Raw genomic sequence first — 21,050 nt, forward strand, 5'->3', positions numbered from 1 at the left:
TCCCCCGGAGTGCGCGACTCGCGTGAACCACGCGGGTGATAGATCACGCGGAGCCCCTTCGAGAGGGCATGAAAAACAGCAACACCTCCCCCACCCCCACCACTGCCTCAGGAGTCCTTGATGCAGCAGAAAGCCGATCACCAGGTTCCCGTCCTCGTCGTGGGCGGCTCTCTGGTGGGCCTGTCCCTCTCCCTCTTCCTGGGCCGTCTGGGCGTCCGCCACATGCTCGTCGAGCGGCACGCCGGGACCTCGATCCACCCCCGTGGCCGCGGCAACAACGTGCGGACGATGGAGCTTTACCGGGTGGCCGGCGTCGAGCCGGACATCCGGAAGGCGGCGTCCCTCCTCGCGGAGAACCACGGCATCCTGCAGACCCCGACCCTCGTCGGTGACGCCGGCGAATGGCTGTTCAAGGAGATCGACCCGGGCGGCGGCCTCGCGAAGTTCAGCCCTTCGGGGTGGTGCCTGTGCAGCCAGAACGACCTGGAGCCGCAACTGCGGAAGGGCGCCGACGCACTCGGGGGCGACCTGCGGTACTTCCACGAGCTGGAGTCGTTCGAGCAGGATGCCGAAGGAGTGACGGCGTACGTCCGTGACCGTGACAGCGACGAGCTGTACACCGTCCGCGCCGACTACCTGGTGGCGGCCGACGGCCCCCGCAGCCCCGTCAGGAACCGGCTCGGTATCGGGCAGAGCGGCCCGGGCGACCTCTTCGCCAACGTGAGCGTCACCTTCCGGTCCAAGGTCCTCGCCGACTTCGTCGGAGACCGGCGCTTCATCTGCTGCTACCTCACCAACCCCGAGGCCGACGGCGCGTTGCTGCCCATCGACAACAAGGAGAACTGGGTCTTCCACGCCCCCTGGCACCCGGAACACGGCGAGACGCTGGAGGAGTTCACCGAGGAGCGGCTCGAGCGGCACATCCGGACGGCGGTCGGCGTTCCCGACCTCGACGTCGAGGTCACCGGCAGGGCGTCCTGGCGTGCCGCCGAACGGGTCGCCGACCGGTACGCGTCCGACCGGGTCTTCCTCGCCGGCGACTCCGCCCACGAGATGTCACCGACCGGCGCGTTCGGCTCCAACACCGGTATCCAGGACGCCCACAACCTGGCCTGGAAGCTGGCCGCCGTCCTCGAGGGCTGGGCCGGCCCCGGGCTGCTGGAGACCTACGACACCGAGCGCCGGCCGGTCGCCATGGCCACCAGCGCGCGCGCCTCGACCCGCTCCGTGGAGCACAGCCACCCCGGCTTCGCCCCGGCGCCCGGCGTCGGCGGCGGCAAGCGCGGCGGCATCCTCAACATCGTCCTCGCCTACCGCTACCCGGAGGGCGCCGTCGTCGGCGCCGACCCGACCGAGCCGGTCGTGCCCGAGGGGATGCGCCTGACCGCGGAGCCGGGCAGCCGGGCCCCGCACATGTGGCTGCGCCGCGCGGGCGAGCGGGTCTCCACGCTCGACCTCTACGAGCGCTCGATGGTGCTCCTCAGCGACGCCGGCTCCAGCGCGGGCAAGGCCTGGCACGCCGCTGCCCGGCGCCTCGCCGACGCCGACGGCGTACGCCTGGACGCCTACCGCATCGGTGCCGGGGCGGACGCCGAGCTGGCGTACGACGCGGAGGGCGACGACTGGACGCAGACCCACGGCACGTCGCCCGACGGGGCGGTGCTGGTGCGGCCCGACGGATTCGTCGCCTGGCGCGCGTCCGGCGCCGTGGCGGATCCGGAGGCCGAGCTGAGGAAGGTCCTGGCGACGGTCCTCAGCAAGGGCTGACCCTCTCCCCCGCCCCACAGAAGGCCACCCGCACCGACCGGTACGGGTGGCCTTCGCCACCCGCACCGACGGGCGGGACGGGGGCTTCTGTCTGTCGGGGGCTTCTGTCTGCGGGGGCTGCCGTTCGTCGGGCGGCTGCCGTTCGTCGGGCGGCTGCCGTTCGTCGGGCGGCTGCGGCACTTGTGGGGCGGCTGGGGCGGGGCTTCCGTTCGTCGTGCAGCTGGGGCGAGGGCTGCGACCCGTCGGACAGTGAGGTGGGGGCCTACGGCCCGTCAGACGTCCGGGGCGGGCGGCTGCGGCTCGTGAGATCGCTGGGGCCGGTGGGCTGCGGCCACGGCCAGCCCGTGCCAGCGCCCGCGGTCCAGCAGGCGGCTGCGGCTCATCCGGGGGTCGGAGTGGGAGTGGGGCGGGAATCTGTGGCCGGCGGGCCGCTGCCGAGGGGGTGGGGTGCGCTCCGACGGTCCGGGCCGGAGGGCCGGCGGCCGGGCGTCAGATGCGGACTTCGACCGTCCTTGCGATCCGGTCGTGCAGGCCGCGGCCGTCGCGGTCCCAGATCAGGGCGGGGACGGCGAGGCAGAGCAGGATCGTGCGGAGCAGGGCGCGGCCCGGGTGGACGGTGCCCGTGTCGAGGGCGACCACGCGCAGGCCGAAAACGCGCTTACCAGGCGTGATGCCGATCGTGCCGACGGTGAGGACGCTCATGACGAAGAAGATCAGCAGGGCCCAGTTGCCGGTCGTCTGGCCGTAGCCGTCCGTGATCAGGCTGTATGCGATCAACAGGCACAGGCCCCAGTCGACGGCCAGCGCGCCGAGCCGCCGGCCCGGGCGGGCGATCGATCCCGGCCCCTGCTCCGGCAGACCGAGCTGCTCGCCCCGGTAGCCGAAGTCCGCACCGGCGTCCTCCATGGCCGCGCGAGGGCCGGAGAGCCATGATCCGATTGCTTGCCTCTTGTCCACCTGACAAAGGTACTGCGCCCGGATTTGACCGGGGTACGCCGGGGTCGGTCCGCGTTACGGTGGAACAGAGCCGGTTAACTTCTGCGAAACAAATGGGTCACGCCCGAGAAATGACGCGTCCCTAGGGTCGAGGCCAGCATGTGCCACCGCACTGGCCGCAGATACGAACTACCACCCCGGCGGGACGGTCGGGAGTAGGAGGAGCTGGATGTTCCAGAACGCCGACGAGGCCAAGAAGTTCATCGCCGACGAGGACGTCAAGTTCATCGACGTCCGCTTCTGCGACCTGCCGGGCGTCATGCAGCACTTCACGATTCCGGCTGCGGCGTTCGACGCGGACGAGGAGCTGGCCTTCGACGGATCCTCGATCCGCGGCTTCCAGGCCATCCACGAGTCCGACATGGCGCTGCGCGCGGACCTGTCCACCGCTCGTGTGGACCCGTTCCGCCGGGACAAGACCGTCAACATCAACTTCTTCATCCACGACCCGATCACCGGTGAGCAGTACTCCCGTGACCCGCGGAACGTGGCGAAGAAGGCCGAGGCCTACCTCGCCTCCACCGGCATCGCCGACACCGCCTTCTTCGGCCCGGAGGCCGAGTTCTACGTCTTCGACAGCGTCCGCTTCAAGACGTCGGAGAACGAGTCCTTCTACCACATCGACTCCGAGGCCGGCGCCTGGAACACCGGCGCGCTGGAGGACAACCGCGGGTACAAGGTCCGCTACAAGGGCGGCTACTTCCCGGCCCCGCCGGTCGACCACTTCGCCGACCTGCGTGCCGAGATCTCCCTGGAGCTGGACCGGGCCGGTCTGCAGGTCGAGCGCCAGCACCACGAGGTGGGCACCGCCGGCCAGGCCGAGATCAACTACAAGTTCAACACGCTGCTCGCCGCCGCCGACGACCTGATGCTCTTCAAGTACATCGTGAAGAACGTCGCCTGGCGCAACGGCAAGACCGCCACCTTCATGCCGAAGCCGATCTTCGGCGACAACGGCTCGGGCATGCACGTCCACCAGTCGCTGTGGAGCAACGGCGACCCGCTGTTCTACGACGAGCAGGGCTACGCCGGCCTGTCGGACACCGCCCGCTACTACATCGGCGGCATCCTGCGTCACGCCCCGTCGCTGCTCGCCTTCACCAACCCGACGGTGAACTCGTACCACCGCCTGGTCCCGGGCTTCGAGGCGCCGGTCAACCTGGTGTACTCGCAGCGCAACCGCTCCGCCGCGATGCGTATCCCGATCACGGGCTCCAACCCGAAGGCCAAGCGCGTCGAGTTCCGCGCCCCCGACTCCTCCGGCAACCCGTACCTGGCCTTCTCCGCGCTGCTGCTCGCGGGCCTGGACGGCATCAAGAACAAGATCGAGCCGGCCGAGCCGATCGACAAGGACCTCTACGAGCTGGCGCCCGAGGAGCACGCCAACGTCGCGCAGGTCCCGACCTCCCTGGGCGCCGTCCTGGACCGCCTGGAGGCCGACCACGAGTTCCTCCTCCAGGGCGACGTCTTCACGTCCGACCTGATCGAGACGTGGATCGACTACAAGCGCACCAACGAGATCGCCCCGCTGCAGCTGCGTCCGCACCCGCACGAGTTCGAGCTCTACTTCGACGTGTAAAGATCAAGAGGGCTCTACGCTGGGCGGACCCCCTGCGGACTCTTCGGTAGTCCGCAGGGGGTCCGCAGCATTTTTGATCAAAGGTCCCATCGCCCGCTCGACAGCGGCCCGGGTCGACTGGTCCGAGTCGGGCCAGAGGTGACCGTATGTGTTCAGCGTCGTCGTCGCCTTCGAGTGCCGCAGCCGCTGCTGCACGATCTTGACGTCGGCCCCGCTCGCGATGAGCATGCTCGCGTAGTAGTGGCGAAGATCGTGGAACCGGAACTCCGGCGACAGGCCCGGCACCTGCTTGCGAATCCTCCGCATGTGGCGCTCGACCTTCCACGGGCCCAGCTGTGCGCCCTCGTCATCGAGCAGCACCCACCCGGCCGTGCGTCCGTCGAGCAGCCGCTTCAGCTCCCCCACGAACGCGTCCGGGATCGGCACCGCGGCCAAGCTCGACTCCGTCTTGAGCGGCAGGTCCGGGTACTGCAGCGTAGGGGTGACCGTCCGCGCGTCGAGGTCGACGTCGACCAGGCGCAGCCCGCACGCCTCGGCCGTGCGCAGGCCGGCGAACGCCCCCAGCAGCAGGGCGGGCCGGTACTTCTCCTCAGCCGCCTCGTACAACTGCCACAGCTGCGCGTCCGTGCAGACGTAGGGCCGCTGCTTCCCCCCGCCGGGCGACGTCTCCCGGGAGCACGGGTTGACCGTCAGCTTCTTCGCACGGACCGCGGCCCGCATCACCTGCGACAGGCGACTGTGCAGGGCGAAGCGGTACGACTGTGAGACGCCCTCGCGCAGCAGCCGCGCCATCCATCGCTTCACGGCCATCTCGTCGACGGCCAGCAGCGGCAGCTTGCCGAACTCCTCGCGGATCTGCGCGAGATGCACCTTCGCCTGGCGCACGGTCGAGTCGCGCTTCGCGTAGGACTCGATCCAGAGGTCGCACCACTGGTCGACCGTCAGCTTCTTGTCCTTCGGGTCGACGTAGGTATTGGTGACCAGCGCGGCCGTCACCTCGTCGAGCCACCGCTCACCGTCGATCTTCCGGTCGAAGTGTCGCGCGTGCTCCTTGCCGGCGAGGTCCCGGTACCGGGCCCGCCACTTACCGTTCGGCCTCTTCTTGATGCTCTTGCTCGCCACCCGACTCCCCTTGCTGCTCTGTCACGCGAGCCGCGATCTCGTCGTATTCACGCTGCTGCTCGTCGATCTGGTCTAGCAGTCGACGGCACTCCTCTTCGGCGGCTTCGACTTCTTGGTCGACACGCTCACGGGTACGGCGCAGCTCAAGAACACGCTGATTGGCGGCTTCGGCCAGCGTGCGCAGCTCGGTCAGCCGTGAAGCTGCTCCGAGCATCTCGTAGTCGTCGATGGGCACGGCCAGCAGGTCGTTGACCGTGACCCCAAAGACGATGGCCAGCCCCTGGACCTCGTTCACCCGGATCGGGCGGTCTGCGGCCTCCGTCTTGGCGACGGTGGTCTGCCGCCAGGAGTAGCCCTTGTCGTGCATGCGACGGGCCAACTCCTGCTGAGACCAGCCGCGCAGTTCTCTGATCCGCCGGACCTGCTTGCCCATGACCTCTTCAGCGGTCATACGCACCGGCCGGGGACTCTCTTCACGCGTCTCATCCTCCACAGGAATAGACGTTAAACGTTGGCTGAGGTTGACCACAAGCGGACAGCACTGTCATCCTTCACGCAGATAACTCGTAGATCCCCAAGGAGGATCACGTGCAGAAGATCGCTGTCCGCAACGCAGCTGCGAGCGGATACCTGACCACAGACGAGGTCGCACAGCGGTACCGCACGGCACCGAGCACCGTCCGGTACTGGAAGCACATCGGCTACATCCCCGGAGCTATCAAGCGTGGCCGGCGAACGCTCTACTCCGTGGCCGTGCTCGACGCGTGGGACGCGGAGCAGACCGGGGGCGCCGCAGCATGAGCACGAACGAAGAGACCCGCCAGGGGCAAACTGGCGGGTCTCAGGAAGTCCTCTTCGCGGCGGGCGGCGGGACCGCCCCCAGCGTAGCGCGCCCGCTCGTCCTGATCACAAGGGGACGCGTCGAGTTCCTCGCCCACTGTCCGGCCTGCAAGGACTGGCACCGGCACGTCCACCTCGGCACCGTCACCGGGCCCTGCGGCACCGAGTACGAGCTGCAGCCGAAGCGCGGGAGGGCGGCATGAGCGACTGGCAGAACGCCCTCGACAACGCCCTGCAGGCGGCAGACCGGTTGGGCTTCGAGCTGATCCCGTTGTCGCTGACCAAGCTGCCCGCCATCAGGTCGCCCCACGACAAAGGGCACAGCTGCAAGGGCGAGTGCGGGCAGCTGGGCCACGGCATCCATGACGCCTCCAGCGACCCCGACCGCATCCGCGCCATGTTCGAGGCCGCACGCCACGCGACCGGCTACGGCATCGCCTGCGGCCGGCCGCCGCACTTCCTGATCGGCCTCGACCTCGACCGCGACGCTGAGAAGGACGTCGACGGCGTATGGGAGCTGCGTAGGCTGTGCGCCCGCAAGGGCATCGCCGTGCCCCGCACGGTCATCATCCGCACACCGAGGGGCGGCTATCACGCCTGGTGGACGGGACCGGAGGGCGTGAAGGTTCCCAACCGGGCCGGGCAACTCGGTCCTGGCATCGACGTGCGCGGCGCAGGCGGGTACCTCGTCGGCCCTGGCAGCCGTGGCGCCCGCGGCCTGTACACCCTCGCCTCCAACCCGGACAACGTCACGGTGCACCCGATCCCCGAGCAGCTGCTGCAGCTCATGACGGCCGACAAGGAACGGCCGCGACGCGCAGGCACCACAGCCGCGAACACGTGGCTGATGGGCGGAGGCCGCGCCCTGGTCGGCCTGGTCCGGCACGTCCTCGACGCGGGCGAGGGGCAGCGCAACAACCGTCTGTTCTGGGCTGCCTGCAAGGCGTTTGAGCATGCGGCGGCTGGCCGCCTCGACGCCGACCAGGCCGAGGACGCCCTCATGAAGGCGGCCGTCGAGGTTGGCCTGCCCGACAAGGAAGCCGAGGCGACCCTGAAGTCTGCCCGCGGCGACGTACTGGGAGCCGCGTGATGGCCGACGAGAAGAAGGTCAGCAAGGACCGCGCCGAGGAGATCGTGAAGGACGCGGGAGTCGACCCCGACAAGAAGCCGTCGCAGGCCTCACAGCTCGTCGCCCTCGCCCGCGAGCGGTACGAGCTGTTCATGTCCGAGGACGGTCGCCCCTACGGGGTGAAGCAGGACGGCCCCAACATCGCCCTCCCGCTGCGCGGCAAGGCGGGACTGCGGTCCCAACTGGCGCACATCTACACCGACGCCAACGGCGGATCCGTGCCGTCCCAGTCGGCGCTCGCGGACGCTATGACGGTGCTGGAAGGCGTGGCCGCGGCGGCAGACCCGCGCGTGCCGCACGTCCGCGTCGCCCGGCACGAGGACGGCGTCGTCGTCGACCTGGCAACAGCCGAGGGCCGGTGCGTGGTCATCAACCCGGACGGCTGGCGGCGCGAGTCCCGCTCGCCCGTCCTGTTCCGCCGCTCGGGCGCCATGAAGCCGCTGCCCGAGCCGGTACGCGACGGCGACGGGCTGGCCAAGCTGCGCGACATGATGAACATGAGCGACGAGGGATTCCACCTGCTCGTCGCCTGGCTGATCGCCGCGTTCATCCCGGACCTGCCGCACCCGATCCTCACGTTCCGCGGGGAGCAGGGCACGGGCAAGTCCAAGGGTGCCGCAATGGTCATCGGCATCGTCGACCCGTCCGGAGCGCCGAAGCGCACCGCGCCACGGGACGTGAAGGCGTGGGCTACGCAGGCGTTCAACTCGTGGGCACTGTGCCTCGACAACGTCTCCGTCATCTCCGACTGGCTGTCCGACGCACTGTGCCGCGCGGTGACCGGAGACGGCATCGTCGACCGCGCGCTCTACACCGACGACGACGTGGTGGTCCTGGAGTTCCGGCGAGTGCTCGCCATGACCACCATCGACGCCGGGGCGCTGGCCGGCGACCTCGCCGAGCGGCTCCTGACCATCGAGCTCAGCCTGATCCCCGACCACAAGCGCCGCGAGGAAGCCGAGTTGGACGCGGCCTACGCCGAGGCGCACGCGTCCATCCTGGCCTCGCTGTTCGACCTGCTCGCCCAAGTGCTCAAGGTCTTGCCAGACGTGCGCCTCACCGAGCGACCGCGTATGGCCGACTTCGCGCGCGTGCTGGCAGCGGTTGACCAGGTGCAGGAGTGGGAGACGCTGGCGTCGTACAAGGCCAGCGCCCGGGACGCCGTAGCCGACGTCCTCGACGGTGAGCCGTTCGCCCAGGCGGTCGTCCAGCTTGTCGACCGCACTGGCCATTGGATCGGTACCGCAACGGAACTGCTTGAGCAGGTAGTGACGCCGGAGCGTCTACCGAAGAAGTGGCCGAAGGACTCGACGCGGGCCGGAGGCCAGCTCAAGCGACTCGCCCCTGCGCTTCGGACGATCGGCATTGACGTCGACGACAGCAAGCGCGGGCCGAAGCCGAAGAAGCAGCGGCTCTACCAACTGACGGCATCAGCAGAGAGAAGGTCCGAAACAGCGTCCCCAGCGTCCCCCAACGGTGCCGATAACGCCGTGACCAGCGGAAACAGGGGGGACGCTAAAGGGGGGACGCTAGCGACCCCCCACCCGGTCGGGGGGACGCTAGGGACCGCTGAGGGGAACGCTGGACTCTTCGCAGCGTCCCCCCGGGGTGCGGCCTCTGACCTGCGCGGATACGACGAGGGGGACGCTGGGACCGCTGGGGACGCTGAAATGCACCCCCTCTCTAATGTCGCCACCTTCGGTCAGAACACCGGCCCCTGCGTTCGGTGCCGGAAGCCCACGATCCGATACGGCGCGCAGGGGGACCCGCGCTGCCCTGACTGCCAGGAGGCAGCATGAGCCTCACCAGGGACCAGGCCGTCATCGCGGATGTTGTCCTCGCCGCGCTGGAGTTCCGCCGCGACGACCTGTGCAACCTCATCAACGCCCTGCCCCGCCGGCAGCACGCCGACGCCGCAGCCAAGAGCCTCGACCTGATCGCCCTCACCTTCCGCAACGTCATCCCGCCCGACCAATGGCAGGCGTTCATCGCGGAATGCCGGGCAACCCGCGCACTCCTCGACCTCGACGACCCCACCACGTAAGGAGAACCGACCATGCCCAGCAACCACGGCCAGCTGATGAACGACCTCATCCGCGGCCAGCGCCGCCAGACGCCCGCAGGGCAGCAGCGCGCCGACGAGATCCGCGGCCTGTACAAGCAGGGGCTGCAGCAGCTGCGCGGCCAGCGCAACATGCACCCCGACGCCCGCCGCGTCGAGATCGCCAAGCTGTACGCCACCACCCGCGACGCCCTCAAGAAGGTGCAGCGCGAACAGGTCGACACCGACCGCGAGACCTTCGCCAAGCTGGAACGCCAGCTGTGGGGCTACGACGACGTGCGCGCCAGCGCCTACACCACCGAGGCCCGCGCCGCAGTCGACGGCACCGTCCGCGACGCCCAGGACCGGGCCGCCCAGCTGAAGAAGCCCGAGCAGGCCGCGCGTGCTCTCGCCACCGCCGAGCAGGCCGGCGACCAGGTTCTCGCCCGCGCCATCGCCAAGCGCGCACACGACATGGACTGGGACGGCGTCCTCAACGACTACCTCGCCACCCGGCCCACCGCAGCCGACAGGTACCAGCAGGCCGCCGACATCTACGTCCGTCAGCACAGCCACGCGGGCGCCTTTGACCGCAGCTTCACCGGAGCCCTCGCCAAGCCCGAGGAACTGCGCGACCTCAGCGACGACGACGTGCAGGCCATGGCCGACCCCGGCGACGCGGCCGCGTGACACAGACTCCCGAGGCTGGGGTGCAGCGCTTCCATGGTCCGGCCGGCACCCCGGCCTCGGGTCCACAGCAGGAGGACCACATGCCGAGCAGACAGAAGCCACCGTGCAGCAGGCCAGGCTGCGAGCACAGCAAGCCATGCCCCGACCACAGCAAGCAGACCGACAGGCAGCGAGGCAGCGCGGCACAGCGCGGCTACGGCCAGATGCACGAGCAGCGCTTCCGCCGAGGCGTACTCGACCGTCACCCCGTCTGCCGCGTGTGCTGGGCCGAGCCCGCCACCGTGGCCGACCACTGGCCCAAGAGCCGCCGCCAACTGGCCGCCGAAGGCCTCGACCCGAACGAGCCGAGCTACGGCCGCGGACTCTGCGCCAGCTGCCACGGCAAGGAGACGGCGAAGAACCAGCCCGGCGGATGGAACGCCGGATGATCACGGCGGGGGTGGCGGGTGCCCCCCTGCGCGCCCGCCTACGGACCGCGGGGGAGAGCTCCGCGTGTGATGGCCAATCAAGCAGTTCCCGTACTGATCATGGAATGAGGTGAAACGGTGGCAGTTCCTGGTCGTAAGCCGAAGCCGTACATCAAGGCCGTGCGCGAGGGCACGTTCCGACCGGACCGGCAGACGGAGGGCGTGCGCTTCCCGCCCGTCGACCCTGTCGAACCGAAGTGGGCGGACCTGCTGCCCGGAGCCGACACGGAGGTCGTGCGGGCGCGGAAGACGGCCGCGGAGCTGTGGGGCCGGATCGTGCCGGTGCTGCGGTACACGGTGGGCCTGACGGACACGCAGAGGGAGACCGTGACGGACCTGTGCGTGACGTGGGCGTGGATCGTCATGGGCAACCGGGCGATGGCCCGTGAGGGCGTCGTCATTCAGGGCGCTCACGGCAAGGTCCGTAACCCGTGGACAACGGTCCTGTCGCAGCAGCGGCAGCACTTCCGTTCCCTCGTCGGCGAGCTGGGCCTGACGCCGGCCTCGGCTCAGCGCATCGCGGCCCCTGAGCCGGACGACGAGGACTCCGACATCTGGGACTGACGTCCCGCTCTTCCTGACCCTTCTCACTCCGCCCCTCGGACGGCCTTCCGGGACAACCCGCTGCCAACTGAAGATCTTGAGAGGCACTGACACATGGCAGCAGGTGCTGTGCTGGTCGGGCGCGGTTACGTGTCCATCCAGCCGGAGTTTGAGGGCAACTGGTCGCGCGCCGTCAATGCGCAGGCGTCGTCTGCGGGCAGGGATGGCGGTTCGGCGTTCGGTAAGGCGTTCGGTGGCGCCCTGACGGGCGCGCTGCGTGGCCTGTCGAAGGGGTTTATGCCGGCGTTCGGCACGTCGATTGCGGCAGCGCTGGCGCCGGCCGCGGGTGCGGCGGGTGTGCTGGCTACGGCAACGCTGGCGGCGGCGTCGGCGCAGACGGCGTTGAAAGTGGGTCTGTCGGGCGTCTCGGAAGCGGTGTCGGAGGCGTTCAACCCGACGAGCCCGGAGGCGTTCAGCGAGGCGATGGCGAAGCTGGCGCCGAACGCGCGGGCGTTCGTCACCCAGCTGCGCGGCACGAAGCCCGCGCTGGACGCGCTGAAGACGTCCGTTCAGGACCGGCTGTTCGAGCAGCTGGATACGACGTTCGCGACCGCGGCGAAGACGACGCTGCCCATCTTCCAGAACGCCCTGACGAACAGTGCGGGCGCCCTGAATCTCATGGGCCGCCAGGTGCTGAACACGGCCACCGGGCTGGGCAAGTCGGGGGCGCTCGGTACGGCCCTGTCGTATGCCAACACCGGCCTGTACAACCTGGCTGGCGCTCCGGCGACGCTCGTGCAGGGCCTGGTGCAGATCGGGGCGGCGGCCGGCCCGTCGTTCGCGAAGCTGACGGGCGCTGCGGGCGGGGCGTTCGAGGGCCTGTCGGTGAAGATGACGAACGCGTTCTCGTCGGGCGCGATGCAGGAGTTCATCGAGACCGGCGTCACGGTCCTGATGGACCTGGGCCGCATCCTCGCGGACGCGTTCGGCGCGGTCGGCAACATCCTCAAAGCGTCCGCGGATGCGGGCGGGCAGGCGCTTGCCGTGGTCGGGGAGCTGTTCGCGGAGCTGCGCCGTATCACGGCGATGCCGGAGGTGCAGGCCGCGCTGCGGACGATTTTCGCATCGGTCGCTCAGATTGCCGCCGCGATCGCTCCGGTGATCGGCTCCGTCATCCAGGCGATCCTGCCGCTGATCGCGTCGATAGCCCCGGTCGTTGCCCAGTTGGCGCAGACACTGGGCCCGGTCCTCGCGCAGCTTGCTGCGCAGCTGGGGGCGGCCCTGAAGCCGGTCATCGAGGCTTTGCTGCCGGTGCTTACGCTCGTTGGTGACGCGGTCGTGCAGATCCTCGCCGCGGTGACCCCGCTGCTGCAGCCGATTGGCGAACTGATCGGCGGAATCATCTCGGCGCTGATGCCGGTGCTGCGGCCGGTCATTGACCTGGCGGTGCAGCTGATCGACGTGCTGATCGGCCCGCTGACCACGATCATTCAGCAGCTGGTGCCCTACGTGGAGCTGCTCGGTGAGGTGCTGTCGCAGGTGTTCGCCGCGATCACGCCGCTGATCGCTCCGATCGTCGGGATCGTCGGCCATCTGGCGCAGGTCTTCGCTGAGCTGTACACGCAGTTCGTGGCGACGTTCATGGAGGTCATCACCGCGCTGATGCCCGTCATCACCGAGCTGGTGACGATCGTGGTGGACCTGGCGCTGCAGCTGCTGTCCGCGCTGATGCCGTCCATGGACCAGATCATCGCCGCGGTGTTCCAGCTGATGGATGCGGTGCTGCCGCTGCTGCCGACGTTCGCGGAACTCACGGCCATGCTGCTCGGCCTGGCTGCGGGCGTCCTCACGGCGGTACTGCCGCCGATCGTCAAGCTCACCGGCTACCTCGTCGGCGCCCTCGCGGGCGCCCTGTCCACGGTCATCGGGTGGGTGGCGCAGCTGGTGACGTGGCTGCGCCGGAACCTGGGCCCGGCGTTCCTGTGGCTCAACGACAAGGTGATCCAGCCTGTGTGGCGGGGCATCCGCGCCGCGATCAAGTTCGCGTGGGAGACGGTCATCCGGCCGACGTTCGGCTTCATCAAGGCCGGCGTCTCGGGTGTGGGTGAGGTGTTCCGCTGGCTGCGCGACAAGGCCGTCACCCCGGTGTGGAACGGCATCCGGTCGGTGATCAGCACGGTGTGGCAGAAGGGCATCAAGCCTGCGTTCGACGCGCTGAAGACGGCGGTCGGCCGTGTCGGGGACGCGTTCGAGACGGCGAAGGAGGCTATCCGCATCGCCTGGGCCCTGATCAAGAAGGCGACAAAGGACCCGATCAACTTCGTCATCAACACGGTGTGGAACAAGGGTGTTGTCAAAGCCTGGGACAAGATCCTCGGGTGGGTGCCGGGTCTGCCGAAGCTGAAGACGCTCCCGCTCCTCGCGCAGGGCGGCACCGTCCCCGCGAGGCCCGGCGTGTTCAACAAGCCGACCGCGGTGGTCGGTGAGGGACGCTCCCAGTACCCGGAGTTCGTCATCCCCACCGACCCGCGCTACCGCGGCCGTGCCCTGTCGCTGTGGGAGCAGGCTGGCGGGCAGTTGATGGCGGACGGCGGCATCATCGGCTCGATCGTCGGCGGCATCAAGAACATCGGCGGGAAGATCGGCGGTCTCCTCGGCGACGCTGCGTCGTTCCTGAGCGATCCGGGCAAGGCCCTTGGCAAGCTCATGAGCAGCTTCACGGAGCCGCTGCAGGCCATCAAGAGCAGCGGGTGGGGGAAGCTGGCCCTAGCGCTGCCTGGCGCGCTCCTGAAGGGGTTGAAGGATCTCGTGACGGGCGGCGGTCCCGCGATCGCGGGTGTCGGCCCCGGCGGCGGCTCCGGTGTGCAGCGCTGGCGCGGCGTCGTCCGGCAGGCCCTCGGCCTCGTCGGGCAGCCCCTGTCCTACGACGACATCACCCTGCGCCGCATGAACCAGGAGTCGGGCGGTAACCCCACGGTGGTCAACAAGTGGGACTCCAACTGGATCGCCGGCTATCCCTCGGTGGGTCTCATGCAGGTGATCCGGCCGACGTTCCAGGCGCACGCCGGACGGTTCCGCAACAAGGGCCCGTTCTCCTACGGCGTTTCCGTCGACCCGCTCGCCAACGTGTACGCGTCGATGCGGTACGCGCTGTCCGCCTACGGCAGCCTGCCGTCGGCGTACAACCGGCCGGGCGGCTACGACTCCGGCGGCTGGCTGCAGCCGGGATGGAACTACAACGGGCTGCGCACCCCCGAGGCGGTTCTCACCCCGCAGCAGCTGCGCACCCTCGAAGGCGCCGCGGCCGTCGGCGTCGCCGCGGCGCAGGCCGGCGTCACCTACCAGATCAACGCGCGCACCGCGGACTTCACCGTCGCGGATTTGGAGCGCGTCCAGAGGGTGCAGGAAGCCCGCGCCCGCGTCGGCCGGCCCAGGTAGGCCGTCCCCCCTCTAGCGGCACTACTTCGCAGGTCAGGAGGCACTACACCCCCCTATACGCGAATAGCGGCCCCCCTCTAGATCCACCGGAGTGGATAGAGGGGGGCCGCCGTGTGCTGCCGGGGCCGACTGTAGAGGGGTGGGGGTCTACCGGGCGTCGAGCAGTTCGGGCGGCACGGCCGCTTCGAGGTCTTCGCGCCGGTAGCCGGCGAGGTTCTTCCCAGCGATGTTGACCTGCTTCGTGGTCCGCTTCACCCCGGCGTCCTCCAGCTCGCGGGCCAGGCGCTCGGCGTCCCAGTCGCCGTAGTCCTGGTCCAGGTTCTCCAGGCGCTGCAGCAGGTCCACGGTGTGCATGCGGGCGGCGTGCCGCATCACGGTCAGGCAGTCCGACAGGACAGGGGCGATGCTGAACCCGGCCTGATCCGCGGCGGCGGTCACGTCCTGGACGGCGTCCCCGGTGAGCTGGCCCGCCTTCTGCCGCAGGACGCGGCCGCGCTGGCACAGCTCGGCGAACGCCGGGCCGTCGAGGAAGTCGGCCCGCACGGTCACGAACGAGGCGGGGCCGGTGACCAGGACGCCGGTGCCCTTGTGCTCCTCGGACAGTACCGAGGCGTCCGCGCCCTGAGCGGCCTTGCCCTTGCCGAGCACCATGTCCGACGACGTCTGGTCGACGACCTGCGTGCAGTACCGCAGGGTGATGATCTCCCGCAGCTTCGTCGGTACCGAGTCGGCGTCCGGGCGCTGCGAGGCGAAGTTGCAGATGAACCCGGCGGCCGGCCCGCGGCGGGCGATGCGGCACAGGTCGTTGATGACCTGCTCACGGTCGTCGCGCTCCATCGCGGTGAAGTACTCCTGAAGCTCATCGACGGTGACGAAGATGACCGGCAGGTTGTACCGCTCGACGATCGCCGGGGTCAGCTTGCCCTCGGGGCACACGGAGACGGGCAGGCCGCGCAGCAGCACGAACCGGCGCTCCATCTCCGCCAGCAGCTCCTTCAGCATCGCCTTCAGCGCCTCGACGGCGTCATCCTCGGCGCCCATCACCAGCCGGTGCGCGACCGCCTTCATCGGCATCCAGTCGGCGCCGCCCTTGCCATCGGCGACGTAATGCCTGACGAAAGGGTCCAGCAGGCCCGCCGCGGTCATCAGCCGCTGCGTGAACGTCTTGCCGCGGCGGGGCAGGCCGCCGAAGAACAGCGACTGCCACATGATCGGCACGGTGATGCGGGTACCGCGGGCGTCCTGCCCGAACGGGATCGGGTCCCACACCGAGAACGCTTCCGTCTTGACCAGCGGCGACGGGTTCGGGTCCCCGAGGTAGGGGTCGTCGTCGGCAACCCACATCGACACCCGGCCGGCGTTCCCGCCGGCTGCGGCACGGACACGGGAGGCGATGACCTGAATCTCGTCGACGCCGAGTTCGGCGGCGATCGCGGTGCGCTTGGCGAGGACGTCGGCCGCGGTCTTTCCGCCACCCTTGGGCAGGTCGAAGATGACGGCCCATCCGCGGCCGTCGCGGACCGGACCCATCACGCAGGTGACGCGCGGGCCTTCGTCGTCGCCCTTGCCCTGCTTGAGCAGCCCGGCGGCCCTCAGCGCGTCGTTGAGCTGCTGCGCGGACATGTCGACCCGCAGCGGCGGCGTCGGGTTGTCGAGCAGCTGCGTGCCCTCACCCCGCCCGAGGTGGGCGAGCGGGACCGTGGCGGCGAGCAGCATCCCGGCCTGCAGCGGCAGCGGCGCCAGGTACCAGCCGACAGCCGTAGCGGCGACGGCCGTTGCGGCGGCACCCCACCGCCAGCGGCGGGCGAGGGTCCGCTCCCGGTGCGCGAGGACGTACTGAGCGGCGAGGACGACGTCCTCGGGCTTCACCTTCACCTGCGCCCGCAGCGCCTTCACACCGGCGCTGTGCTCGGAGGCGGCCAGGGTGGGCCACAGGCCGCGGACGGCCCGCACGAGCCCCTTCACGGCCAGCCACGCCATACGGAACGCGTACTTGGGGGCGCGCAGCGCGTGGAAGCGGGCGTGCCAGGCGCACAGCCGGCCCAGCGCTTCCGCGTTGGCGGTGAGGGACCGCCAGGACCGGGCCCACGGCGGGAGGATCGGCTGCTCGGGGACGGTGAGCCAGTCGGCGAGCGGGTTGTCCGGCCGGTCGACGGCCTCGACGACGGGCGCAACGTCGGCGGGTGCCGGCTGCTCGGGAGCGAACTTGAGCAGCGACACCTGCGGCTTGTGGTGCCCGTTGACGGCACCGATCAGCGTCTCGGTCATGATGGGATCTCCGGTTGCTCGATGGGTGATCGGGACACGGGGCGGCCGGTGGTTCCTAGGCCAGACACGGCCGCCCCGTGGCGGCACTACAGGTAGCGGCGCAGCTCGCCTTCGAGGCGGCGGGCGGCCCGCTCGTGCTCGTCGGCCTGCCGGCGGGCGGCGGCCCGGTCCTTGCCGGTGCTCGCCCGCATCTCGGCCTTCGCGGCCGCGGCTGCGCGGCGGGCCTTCTCCAGCCGGTCGGCCAGGGCGTCGGCCTCGGCCTCACCGCGGCGAGCGGCCCGCTCCTCGATCCGCTCGACCTCCCGCTTCACCCGCGGGTCGATCGTGTCCTCATTGCGGTCACCGCGCATCGACTGCCGGGCGGCCTTGCCGACGAGGCGGGCCAGCTGCCACTTCTCGCCCCGGGTGTACGACGACTTGGTCATGGTCACTTCCCCTTCTGGAAGTCGTTCCACAGCCCGCGCAGGATGAGCAGGCTCGCGGTGGCGCACACGGCGCCGATGGCAATGGCGACGGCGAACAGCGAGGCGACCAGGCCGACCGACACGACCACCCCGCCGATGACGAGCCACTTCTTCGCGTCGAACGGCTGCGTTGCCTGCTGAGCAACGGGGGCCTGCTGGTTGACCAGCTGCTGCGCGGCGAGGATCGCGGCGATCTGCCGGACCATCTCCGAGTTGTCCGCGGCCTCGACCGCGTCACGGGCGGCCCGCTCAAGGTCACTCACGGCGTGACCACCTCTCGGCGCAGCTCGGTCGCCTCACGGCGGCTGAGCCCCAGTTCGTCCTGCAGGGTCTTGATGGTCACCGGCCGGGAAGTCGACCTGACCGCCTCGCGGTTGAGCCTGCGAGCCTCCCGGCGCAGGTCAGTGGGCGTCACCGCGACGGGGACGGTGACCACCTGACGGGGCGCCGCAGCGGGCACCGAAGCGGTCAGCTTGGGGGCGCTCACCGACTCCCACATGAACGGGGCCGCGGTCAATGCCCGGTCGGCCGGAATGACCACCGGCGCGGGCTCGGCAACCGTGACCGTCTGAGCAACGGTCGCGGGCTCAACCGTGGTCATATCGCCATGGTTGGCGGTCGGGTCGTCGGCGAGGCTGTGCACCCGCCAGAGGACGAGCGGGGCGATCGCGGCGACCGCGACGACCAACCACACGTTCACCGGCAGGAGCCCGGTCGTGACGAGGTGGGAGGCCGCGTTGACGCCGATCATCGCGGCGACCGCGGCCAGCACCTCACGGTGCGCCCGCAGCGCCCGCACGGTGTACAGGTCCAGGGCGGCCGGCACCGCGGCGGCAACCCACTGGTTGAAGCCGACCGCGCGGGCCAGCTCGTACTCGGCCGAGGCCGTCGCGACGAGCGCGGCGGCCAGGGCACCCCACTTCAGGAAGTCGGTCTTCACTGATGCTCCTCGGCGGCCCGCACCACACGGTGCGCGGCCAGGCAGACGCCCTCACGGTCACGGCGCTCGTTCGCGTCGAGCAGCGCGGCCATCAGGGCAGGGACAGACGGGGTCGGCCGGGCCGACCGGCACACCGCGCGCAAGGCGGCATGCTCGGTCGGCCGGCGGATAGGCCACTTCGCGGTCACCGGCCGTACCTCCACAGCCGGTCAAGCTGGTTGGCCAGGGAGTACAGGCGGCCCGCGTGCACGGCGGCCTCGGCGGCCAGCGCGCGCAGCTGCCCGGGGTTCAGGTCGCCGACGTCGACGACCTCGACGACCGGGTACGGCTCCGGCTGCAGCTCCCCGAACGGCGCCCACGACAGACGCGCCTGCAGGAACTCGACCGGGCCGCGGGCCGTGTCGACCGTGGCGGACGTCCACTCACCGTTGTGCGTGACGTCCGCCAGGTAGCCGACCGGCTGGCCCTCGTGCCCGAGGCACCAGGACGGCTCCCGCACGGTGACCGTCCCGGAGTCGAGCGTCTTCAGGGTGACGATGCGGTCGCTCACGACTCGCCCCGTTCGGCCTCGACCGCGGCGATCAGGTTGCGCAGCCTGAGGTCGAGACCGGCCGCGGCCCGCAGCATCGCGTTGTGGTCGTGGATGTTGGCTTCGGCCACCTCGTCCACGTACTCGCGGGCCATCCGCAGCTCACGGTCCAGGGGGGCCGGGAACGGCGGCGGCGCGTCCGGGCCGTGCAGCGGGTTGTAGGAGGTCACGTCACCACCCCCGGATCTTCAGGGCGCGGCGGCGGGCGCGGGTCTCACGCGGCAGCGGCGGCAGGTCCGGCGTCGACTCGACACGGGTCGTGTCCACCGGCTCGATGACCTGGTAGCGGGACCGGTTCACGTTGCTGTTGCGGCGCGGCATCAGACGGCACCCCCGGACAGCTTCCGCAGCTCGACCTGCTGCACCCGGCGACGGGAGCGGCCGGCCGCCGCGTTGGCCTGCCGGGCGACACGCGCCAGGTGGCGGACCGTGGAGGCGAACGCGATCAGCTCGTCGGCGGCCCGCTCCGCCATCTCCGGCGTCAGGTAGCAGTCGCCCGACGCGGAACCGTCACCGATGAGGACGTGCGCCTCGCGCATCGCCGGACTGTCGGCGACCGGGTCGGAGTGCAAGCGGGCGTACAGCTCGATGACCGCGTCACCCGGCTGCAGGACGGAGTCGGTGGACCAGCCGTCGTCTTCGCCGTAGTGGTCGACGTCCTCCAGGGCATGCGCCCAGTTGTCGACGTGGTCGATCTCGCACCACTCGGGGCAGGCGATCAGGGCGGTGGTCTGGCGTCCGGGCCAGCCGATCAGGGCCGGCACCATCCGCTCACCCGGGCGGGCGATGGACTGGTCGGCGGCCGTCGGCTGCTGCGGGATCGCGGCGAGAGCCGCGGGGATGTGCTGACTGCTGGCAGACTTTGCCATAGCGGTCTCCTGGTATCGCAGGAAGTTCCGTCAGGCCCCGTTCTGGTGTTGGTAGCACCGGGCGGGGCCGCCGCCGTTTTCGGCGACATGGACAACCGTAGGGAACACGATGTTCCCTGTCAACGGGTTCGACACCTAGGCAAATGGATGATCTCTGAGTAACGTCATGTTCCATGGAAACGACGACTGCCACACTGTGCGCCATGGATAAGCGATCACTGGCGCAGCTCGCGCGCCGGTTCAGAGACGCCGAGACCCGAGCGGAGATCCTGCGGCAGGAGCTGGCCGTGGCCATCGCGCAGGCGGATGCCGACGGGCTCGCACAGAAGGACATCTGCGAGGCCACCGGCTACACCCGCCAGCAGGTGCGCCGGATCGTGAAGGCTGCGGACGGTGACGACCAGCAGTCCGCAACCAGTCCGCAGGACGATCAATAGCGTCCGTCGCTACCAAACACGTACCAACGCACAAAATGGCTGGTCAACGCGTTACGGGCCCTTCGCCGCAGATGGCAGAGGGCCCGTTAAAGTTCGAGCTCTACTTCGACGTGTGACAGACGCCGCAACGAACGCCGGCGCGTGAGACGTCGTGAGACGTGGTGAGGGCCGCCACCTGGAACATTCCAGGTGGCGGCCCTCGTTTCGTTTCGCCCTGGGTCCGGCGGACCCCTGGCGCCTCAGCGGACCACGACCACGACGGGCCCTCCGCCGTAGCCGCCGTAGCCGCCGTAGCCGCCGAAGCCGCCGAAGCCGCCGTAGTAGCCGTAGCGGTCGTAGTAACCCCAGCCGCCGCGGTCCCACCAGTCGTCGTCGTCCCAGTTCGCGGGCACATGGGTGGGCGTGGCCGCCGGAGTGGCCGCCGAGGCCGTGCCGGCTGCGCCGATCGCTGCGCCGCCGGCCATCAGCACGCCGATCGCGGACATCGCGAAGAGACGCCGTGCGCGTGGTGCTTTCATGGAAAAACCTTCCTGCCATCCCATCGTGCGGAGCACGAGCCGGACGGATGGCCGCAGCCGCCGTGGAGAGGGTTCGGCGCGGTCGTGGTGCCACCGCCTGACAACGAGGCGGACGTCTGCCGCGGTCCGTGTGGCATGTGGGCTGTCGGTTGTGAACAGGGTCTCGCCGAATGAGGCGCGTCCCGGAGAGCAGCTCCCCCTCCAGGCTAAGCCCGTCACCGATCACACGGCATCCTCAGCCGCAACACATGTTGAGCCGACGGGGCACCGCCATGCGGGTTGCTTTCCGGGCTTCCCCTGGTTCCCCTCCACGGGGGATGATCGGTTCGCAGACAACTGTTCGAGAGAGGTAT

24 protein-coding genes are annotated in these 21,050 nt (G+C 70.0%); 12 read left to right on the plus strand and 12 right to left on the minus strand.

Annotation, left to right across the window (positions count from 1 at the left end):
• Positions 1 to 120: 120 nt before the first annotated feature.
• Positions 121 to 1,767 (plus strand): FAD-dependent oxidoreductase, encoded by a 1,647-nt coding sequence (locus ACIHCM_RS01350; RefSeq protein ID WP_399887548.1) that lies wholly within the window; start codon positions 121 to 123, stop codon positions 1,765 to 1,767.
• A 489-nt stretch (positions 1,768 to 2,256) separates the two neighbouring features.
• Here ACIHCM_RS01350 and ACIHCM_RS01355 read toward each other — a convergent pair whose 3' ends face one another.
• Positions 2,257 to 2,724: an RDD family protein gene (locus ACIHCM_RS01355; protein ID WP_399887550.1), complete on the minus strand. Its 468-nt coding sequence runs from the start codon at positions 2,722 to 2,724 to the stop codon at positions 2,257 to 2,259.
• Positions 2,725 to 2,932: 208 nt separating this feature from the next.
• On the opposite strand from ACIHCM_RS01355, the gene glnA reads away from it, so the two are divergent.
• The gene (glnA, locus tag ACIHCM_RS01360; protein WP_393104466.1) at positions 2,933 to 4,342 is read left to right on the plus strand and encodes a type I glutamate--ammonia ligase; all 1,410 of its coding nucleotides are present in this window, start codon (positions 2,933 to 2,935) and stop codon (positions 4,340 to 4,342) included.
• 3 nt (positions 4,343 to 4,345) lie between these two features.
• Here glnA and xerC read toward each other — a convergent pair whose 3' ends face one another.
• Positions 4,346 to 5,464 (minus strand): tyrosine recombinase XerC, encoded by a 1,119-nt coding sequence (gene xerC / locus ACIHCM_RS01365; protein ID WP_399887552.1) that lies wholly within the window; start codon positions 5,462 to 5,464, stop codon positions 4,346 to 4,348.
• On the minus strand, positions 5,427 to 5,957 hold the full coding sequence (locus ACIHCM_RS01370; protein WP_399887554.1) for a helix-turn-helix domain-containing protein: 531 nt from the start codon (positions 5,955 to 5,957) through the stop codon (positions 5,427 to 5,429). Before ACIHCM_RS01370 ends, xerC begins: the two co-directional genes overlap by 38 nt.
• A gap of 95 nt (positions 5,958 to 6,052) precedes the next feature.
• Between ACIHCM_RS01370 and ACIHCM_RS01375 the strand changes: the two genes are divergently transcribed.
• The 9 genes from ACIHCM_RS01375 to ACIHCM_RS01415 all read left to right on the plus strand — a co-directional run bounded on the left by ACIHCM_RS01375 (position 6,053) and on the right by ACIHCM_RS01415 (position 14,612).
• The gene (locus ACIHCM_RS01375) at positions 6,053 to 6,265 is read left to right on the plus strand and encodes a helix-turn-helix domain-containing protein (protein WP_399887556.1); all 213 of its coding nucleotides are present in this window, start codon (positions 6,053 to 6,055) and stop codon (positions 6,263 to 6,265) included.
• A complete protein-coding gene (locus tag ACIHCM_RS01380) occupies positions 6,262 to 6,507 on the plus strand; it encodes a hypothetical protein (RefSeq protein WP_399887558.1) in 246 nt (81 codons plus the stop codon). The genes ACIHCM_RS01375 and ACIHCM_RS01380 overlap by 4 nt, the downstream gene beginning before the upstream one ends.
• Positions 6,504 to 7,394 (plus strand): bifunctional DNA primase/polymerase, encoded by an 891-nt coding sequence (locus ACIHCM_RS01385; RefSeq protein ID WP_399887560.1) that lies wholly within the window; start codon positions 6,504 to 6,506, stop codon positions 7,392 to 7,394. The genes ACIHCM_RS01380 and ACIHCM_RS01385 overlap by 4 nt, the downstream gene beginning before the upstream one ends.
• On the plus strand, positions 7,394 to 9,232 hold the full coding sequence (locus ACIHCM_RS01390) for an ATP-binding protein (RefSeq protein WP_399887562.1): 1,839 nt from the start codon (positions 7,394 to 7,396) through the stop codon (positions 9,230 to 9,232). Before ACIHCM_RS01385 ends, ACIHCM_RS01390 begins: the two co-directional genes overlap by 1 nt.
• A complete protein-coding gene (locus tag ACIHCM_RS01395; protein ID WP_399887564.1) occupies positions 9,229 to 9,477 on the plus strand; it encodes a hypothetical protein in 249 nt (82 codons plus the stop codon). Before ACIHCM_RS01390 ends, ACIHCM_RS01395 begins: the two co-directional genes overlap by 4 nt.
• A gap of 12 nt (positions 9,478 to 9,489) precedes the next feature.
• Positions 9,490 to 10,164 (plus strand): hypothetical protein, encoded by a 675-nt coding sequence (locus ACIHCM_RS01400; RefSeq protein ID WP_399887566.1) that lies wholly within the window; start codon positions 9,490 to 9,492, stop codon positions 10,162 to 10,164.
• 80 nt (positions 10,165 to 10,244) lie between these two features.
• Positions 10,245 to 10,592: a holin gene (locus tag ACIHCM_RS01405; RefSeq protein WP_399887568.1), complete on the plus strand. Its 348-nt coding sequence runs from the start codon at positions 10,245 to 10,247 to the stop codon at positions 10,590 to 10,592.
• A 117-nt stretch (positions 10,593 to 10,709) separates the two neighbouring features.
• Entirely contained in the window at positions 10,710 to 11,195 is a 486-nt protein-coding gene (locus ACIHCM_RS01410) for a P27 family phage terminase small subunit (protein WP_399887570.1), read from the plus strand.
• A 93-nt stretch (positions 11,196 to 11,288) separates the two neighbouring features.
• The gene (locus ACIHCM_RS01415; RefSeq protein WP_399887572.1) at positions 11,289 to 14,612 is read left to right on the plus strand and encodes a transglycosylase SLT domain-containing protein; all 3,324 of its coding nucleotides are present in this window, start codon (positions 11,289 to 11,291) and stop codon (positions 14,610 to 14,612) included.
• Positions 14,613 to 14,759: 147 nt separating this feature from the next.
• On the opposite strand, the gene ACIHCM_RS01420 is transcribed toward ACIHCM_RS01415, so the two are convergent.
• From ACIHCM_RS01420 to ACIHCM_RS01455, 8 genes are all read right to left on the minus strand, one after another.
• Complete coding sequence (locus ACIHCM_RS01420; protein ID WP_399887574.1) at positions 14,760 to 16,880, minus strand: FtsK/SpoIIIE domain-containing protein; 2,121 nt, start codon at positions 16,878 to 16,880, stop codon at positions 14,760 to 14,762.
• Between the two features lie 86 nt (positions 16,881 to 16,966).
• Positions 16,967 to 17,305: a hypothetical protein gene (locus ACIHCM_RS01425; protein WP_399887576.1), complete on the minus strand. Its 339-nt coding sequence runs from the start codon at positions 17,303 to 17,305 to the stop codon at positions 16,967 to 16,969.
• Positions 17,306 to 17,307: 2 nt separating this feature from the next.
• Entirely contained in the window at positions 17,308 to 17,607 is a 300-nt protein-coding gene (locus ACIHCM_RS01430; RefSeq protein ID WP_399887578.1) for a hypothetical protein, read from the minus strand.
• A complete protein-coding gene (locus ACIHCM_RS01435; RefSeq protein WP_399887580.1) occupies positions 17,604 to 18,284 on the minus strand; it encodes a hypothetical protein in 681 nt (226 codons plus the stop codon). Before ACIHCM_RS01435 ends, ACIHCM_RS01430 begins: the two co-directional genes overlap by 4 nt.
• 184 nt (positions 18,285 to 18,468) lie before the next feature.
• Positions 18,469 to 18,834 (minus strand): DUF6907 domain-containing protein, encoded by a 366-nt coding sequence (locus ACIHCM_RS01440; protein ID WP_399887582.1) that lies wholly within the window; start codon positions 18,832 to 18,834, stop codon positions 18,469 to 18,471.
• Positions 18,831 to 19,043 carry a hypothetical protein gene (locus tag ACIHCM_RS01445; RefSeq protein WP_399887584.1) on the minus strand — a complete coding sequence of 71 codons (213 nt, stop codon included), beginning with the start codon at positions 19,041 to 19,043 and terminating at the stop codon, positions 18,831 to 18,833. Before ACIHCM_RS01445 ends, ACIHCM_RS01440 begins: the two co-directional genes overlap by 4 nt.
• A gap of 1 nt (position 19,044) precedes the next feature.
• A complete protein-coding gene (locus ACIHCM_RS01450) occupies positions 19,045 to 19,194 on the minus strand; it encodes a hypothetical protein (RefSeq protein WP_399887587.1) in 150 nt (49 codons plus the stop codon).
• Positions 19,194 to 19,742: a DUF6907 domain-containing protein gene (locus ACIHCM_RS01455; protein ID WP_399887589.1), complete on the minus strand. Its 549-nt coding sequence runs from the start codon at positions 19,740 to 19,742 to the stop codon at positions 19,194 to 19,196. The genes ACIHCM_RS01450 and ACIHCM_RS01455 overlap by 1 nt, the downstream gene beginning before the upstream one ends.
• 203 nt (positions 19,743 to 19,945) lie before the next feature.
• Between ACIHCM_RS01455 and ACIHCM_RS01460 the strand changes: the two genes are divergently transcribed.
• Complete coding sequence (locus ACIHCM_RS01460; protein ID WP_399887590.1) at positions 19,946 to 20,179, plus strand: hypothetical protein; 234 nt, start codon at positions 19,946 to 19,948, stop codon at positions 20,177 to 20,179.
• A gap of 239 nt (positions 20,180 to 20,418) precedes the next feature.
• Here ACIHCM_RS01460 and ACIHCM_RS01465 read toward each other — a convergent pair whose 3' ends face one another.
• Positions 20,419 to 20,697 (minus strand): hypothetical protein, encoded by a 279-nt coding sequence (locus ACIHCM_RS01465; protein WP_399887592.1) that lies wholly within the window; start codon positions 20,695 to 20,697, stop codon positions 20,419 to 20,421.
• Positions 20,698 to 21,050: the final 353 nt, after the last annotated feature.

Origin of the sequence: Streptomyces sp. NPDC052023 (genome assembly GCF_044548465.1) — a bacterium.
Classification (GTDB): domain Bacteria; phylum Actinomycetota; class Actinomycetes; order Streptomycetales; family Streptomycetaceae; genus Streptomyces.

What these genes read in the sequence shown, in the direction of transcription:
- ACIHCM_RS01350 (WP_399887548.1), top strand. Translation starts at nt 121, where the DNA reads ATGCAGCAGAAAGCCGATCACCAGGTTCCCGTCCTCGTCGTGGGCGGC.
- glnA (WP_393104466.1), top strand. Translation starts at nt 2,933, where the DNA reads ATGTTCCAGAACGCCGACGAGGCCAAGAAGTTCATCGCCGACGAGGAC.
- ACIHCM_RS01380 (WP_399887558.1), top strand. Translation starts at nt 6,262, where the DNA reads ATGAGCACGAACGAAGAGACCCGCCAGGGGCAAACTGGCGGGTCTCAG.
- ACIHCM_RS01385 (WP_399887560.1), top strand. Translation starts at nt 6,504, where the DNA reads ATGAGCGACTGGCAGAACGCCCTCGACAACGCCCTGCAGGCGGCAGAC.
- ACIHCM_RS01390 (WP_399887562.1), top strand. Translation starts at nt 7,394, where the DNA reads ATGGCCGACGAGAAGAAGGTCAGCAAGGACCGCGCCGAGGAGATCGTG.
- ACIHCM_RS01395 (WP_399887564.1), top strand. Translation starts at nt 9,229, where the DNA reads ATGAGCCTCACCAGGGACCAGGCCGTCATCGCGGATGTTGTCCTCGCC.
- ACIHCM_RS01400 (WP_399887566.1), top strand. Translation starts at nt 9,490, where the DNA reads ATGCCCAGCAACCACGGCCAGCTGATGAACGACCTCATCCGCGGCCAG.
- ACIHCM_RS01405 (WP_399887568.1), top strand. Translation starts at nt 10,245, where the DNA reads ATGCCGAGCAGACAGAAGCCACCGTGCAGCAGGCCAGGCTGCGAGCAC.
- ACIHCM_RS01415 (WP_399887572.1), top strand. Translation starts at nt 11,289, where the DNA reads ATGGCAGCAGGTGCTGTGCTGGTCGGGCGCGGTTACGTGTCCATCCAG.
- ACIHCM_RS01420 (WP_399887574.1), bottom strand. Translation starts at nt 16,880, where the DNA reads ATGACCGAGACGCTGATCGGTGCCGTCAACGGGCACCACAAGCCGCAG.
- ACIHCM_RS01425 (WP_399887576.1), bottom strand. Translation starts at nt 17,305, where the DNA reads ATGACCAAGTCGTCGTACACCCGGGGCGAGAAGTGGCAGCTGGCCCGC.
- ACIHCM_RS01450 (WP_399887587.1), bottom strand. Translation starts at nt 19,194, where the DNA reads ATGCCGCGCCGCAACAGCAACGTGAACCGGTCCCGCTACCAGGTCATC.
- ACIHCM_RS01455 (WP_399887589.1), bottom strand. Translation starts at nt 19,742, where the DNA reads ATGGCAAAGTCTGCCAGCAGTCAGCACATCCCCGCGGCTCTCGCCGCG.
- ACIHCM_RS01460 (WP_399887590.1), top strand. Translation starts at nt 19,946, where the DNA reads ATGGATAAGCGATCACTGGCGCAGCTCGCGCGCCGGTTCAGAGACGCC.
- ACIHCM_RS01465 (WP_399887592.1), bottom strand. Translation starts at nt 20,697, where the DNA reads ATGAAAGCACCACGCGCACGGCGTCTCTTCGCGATGTCCGCGATCGGC.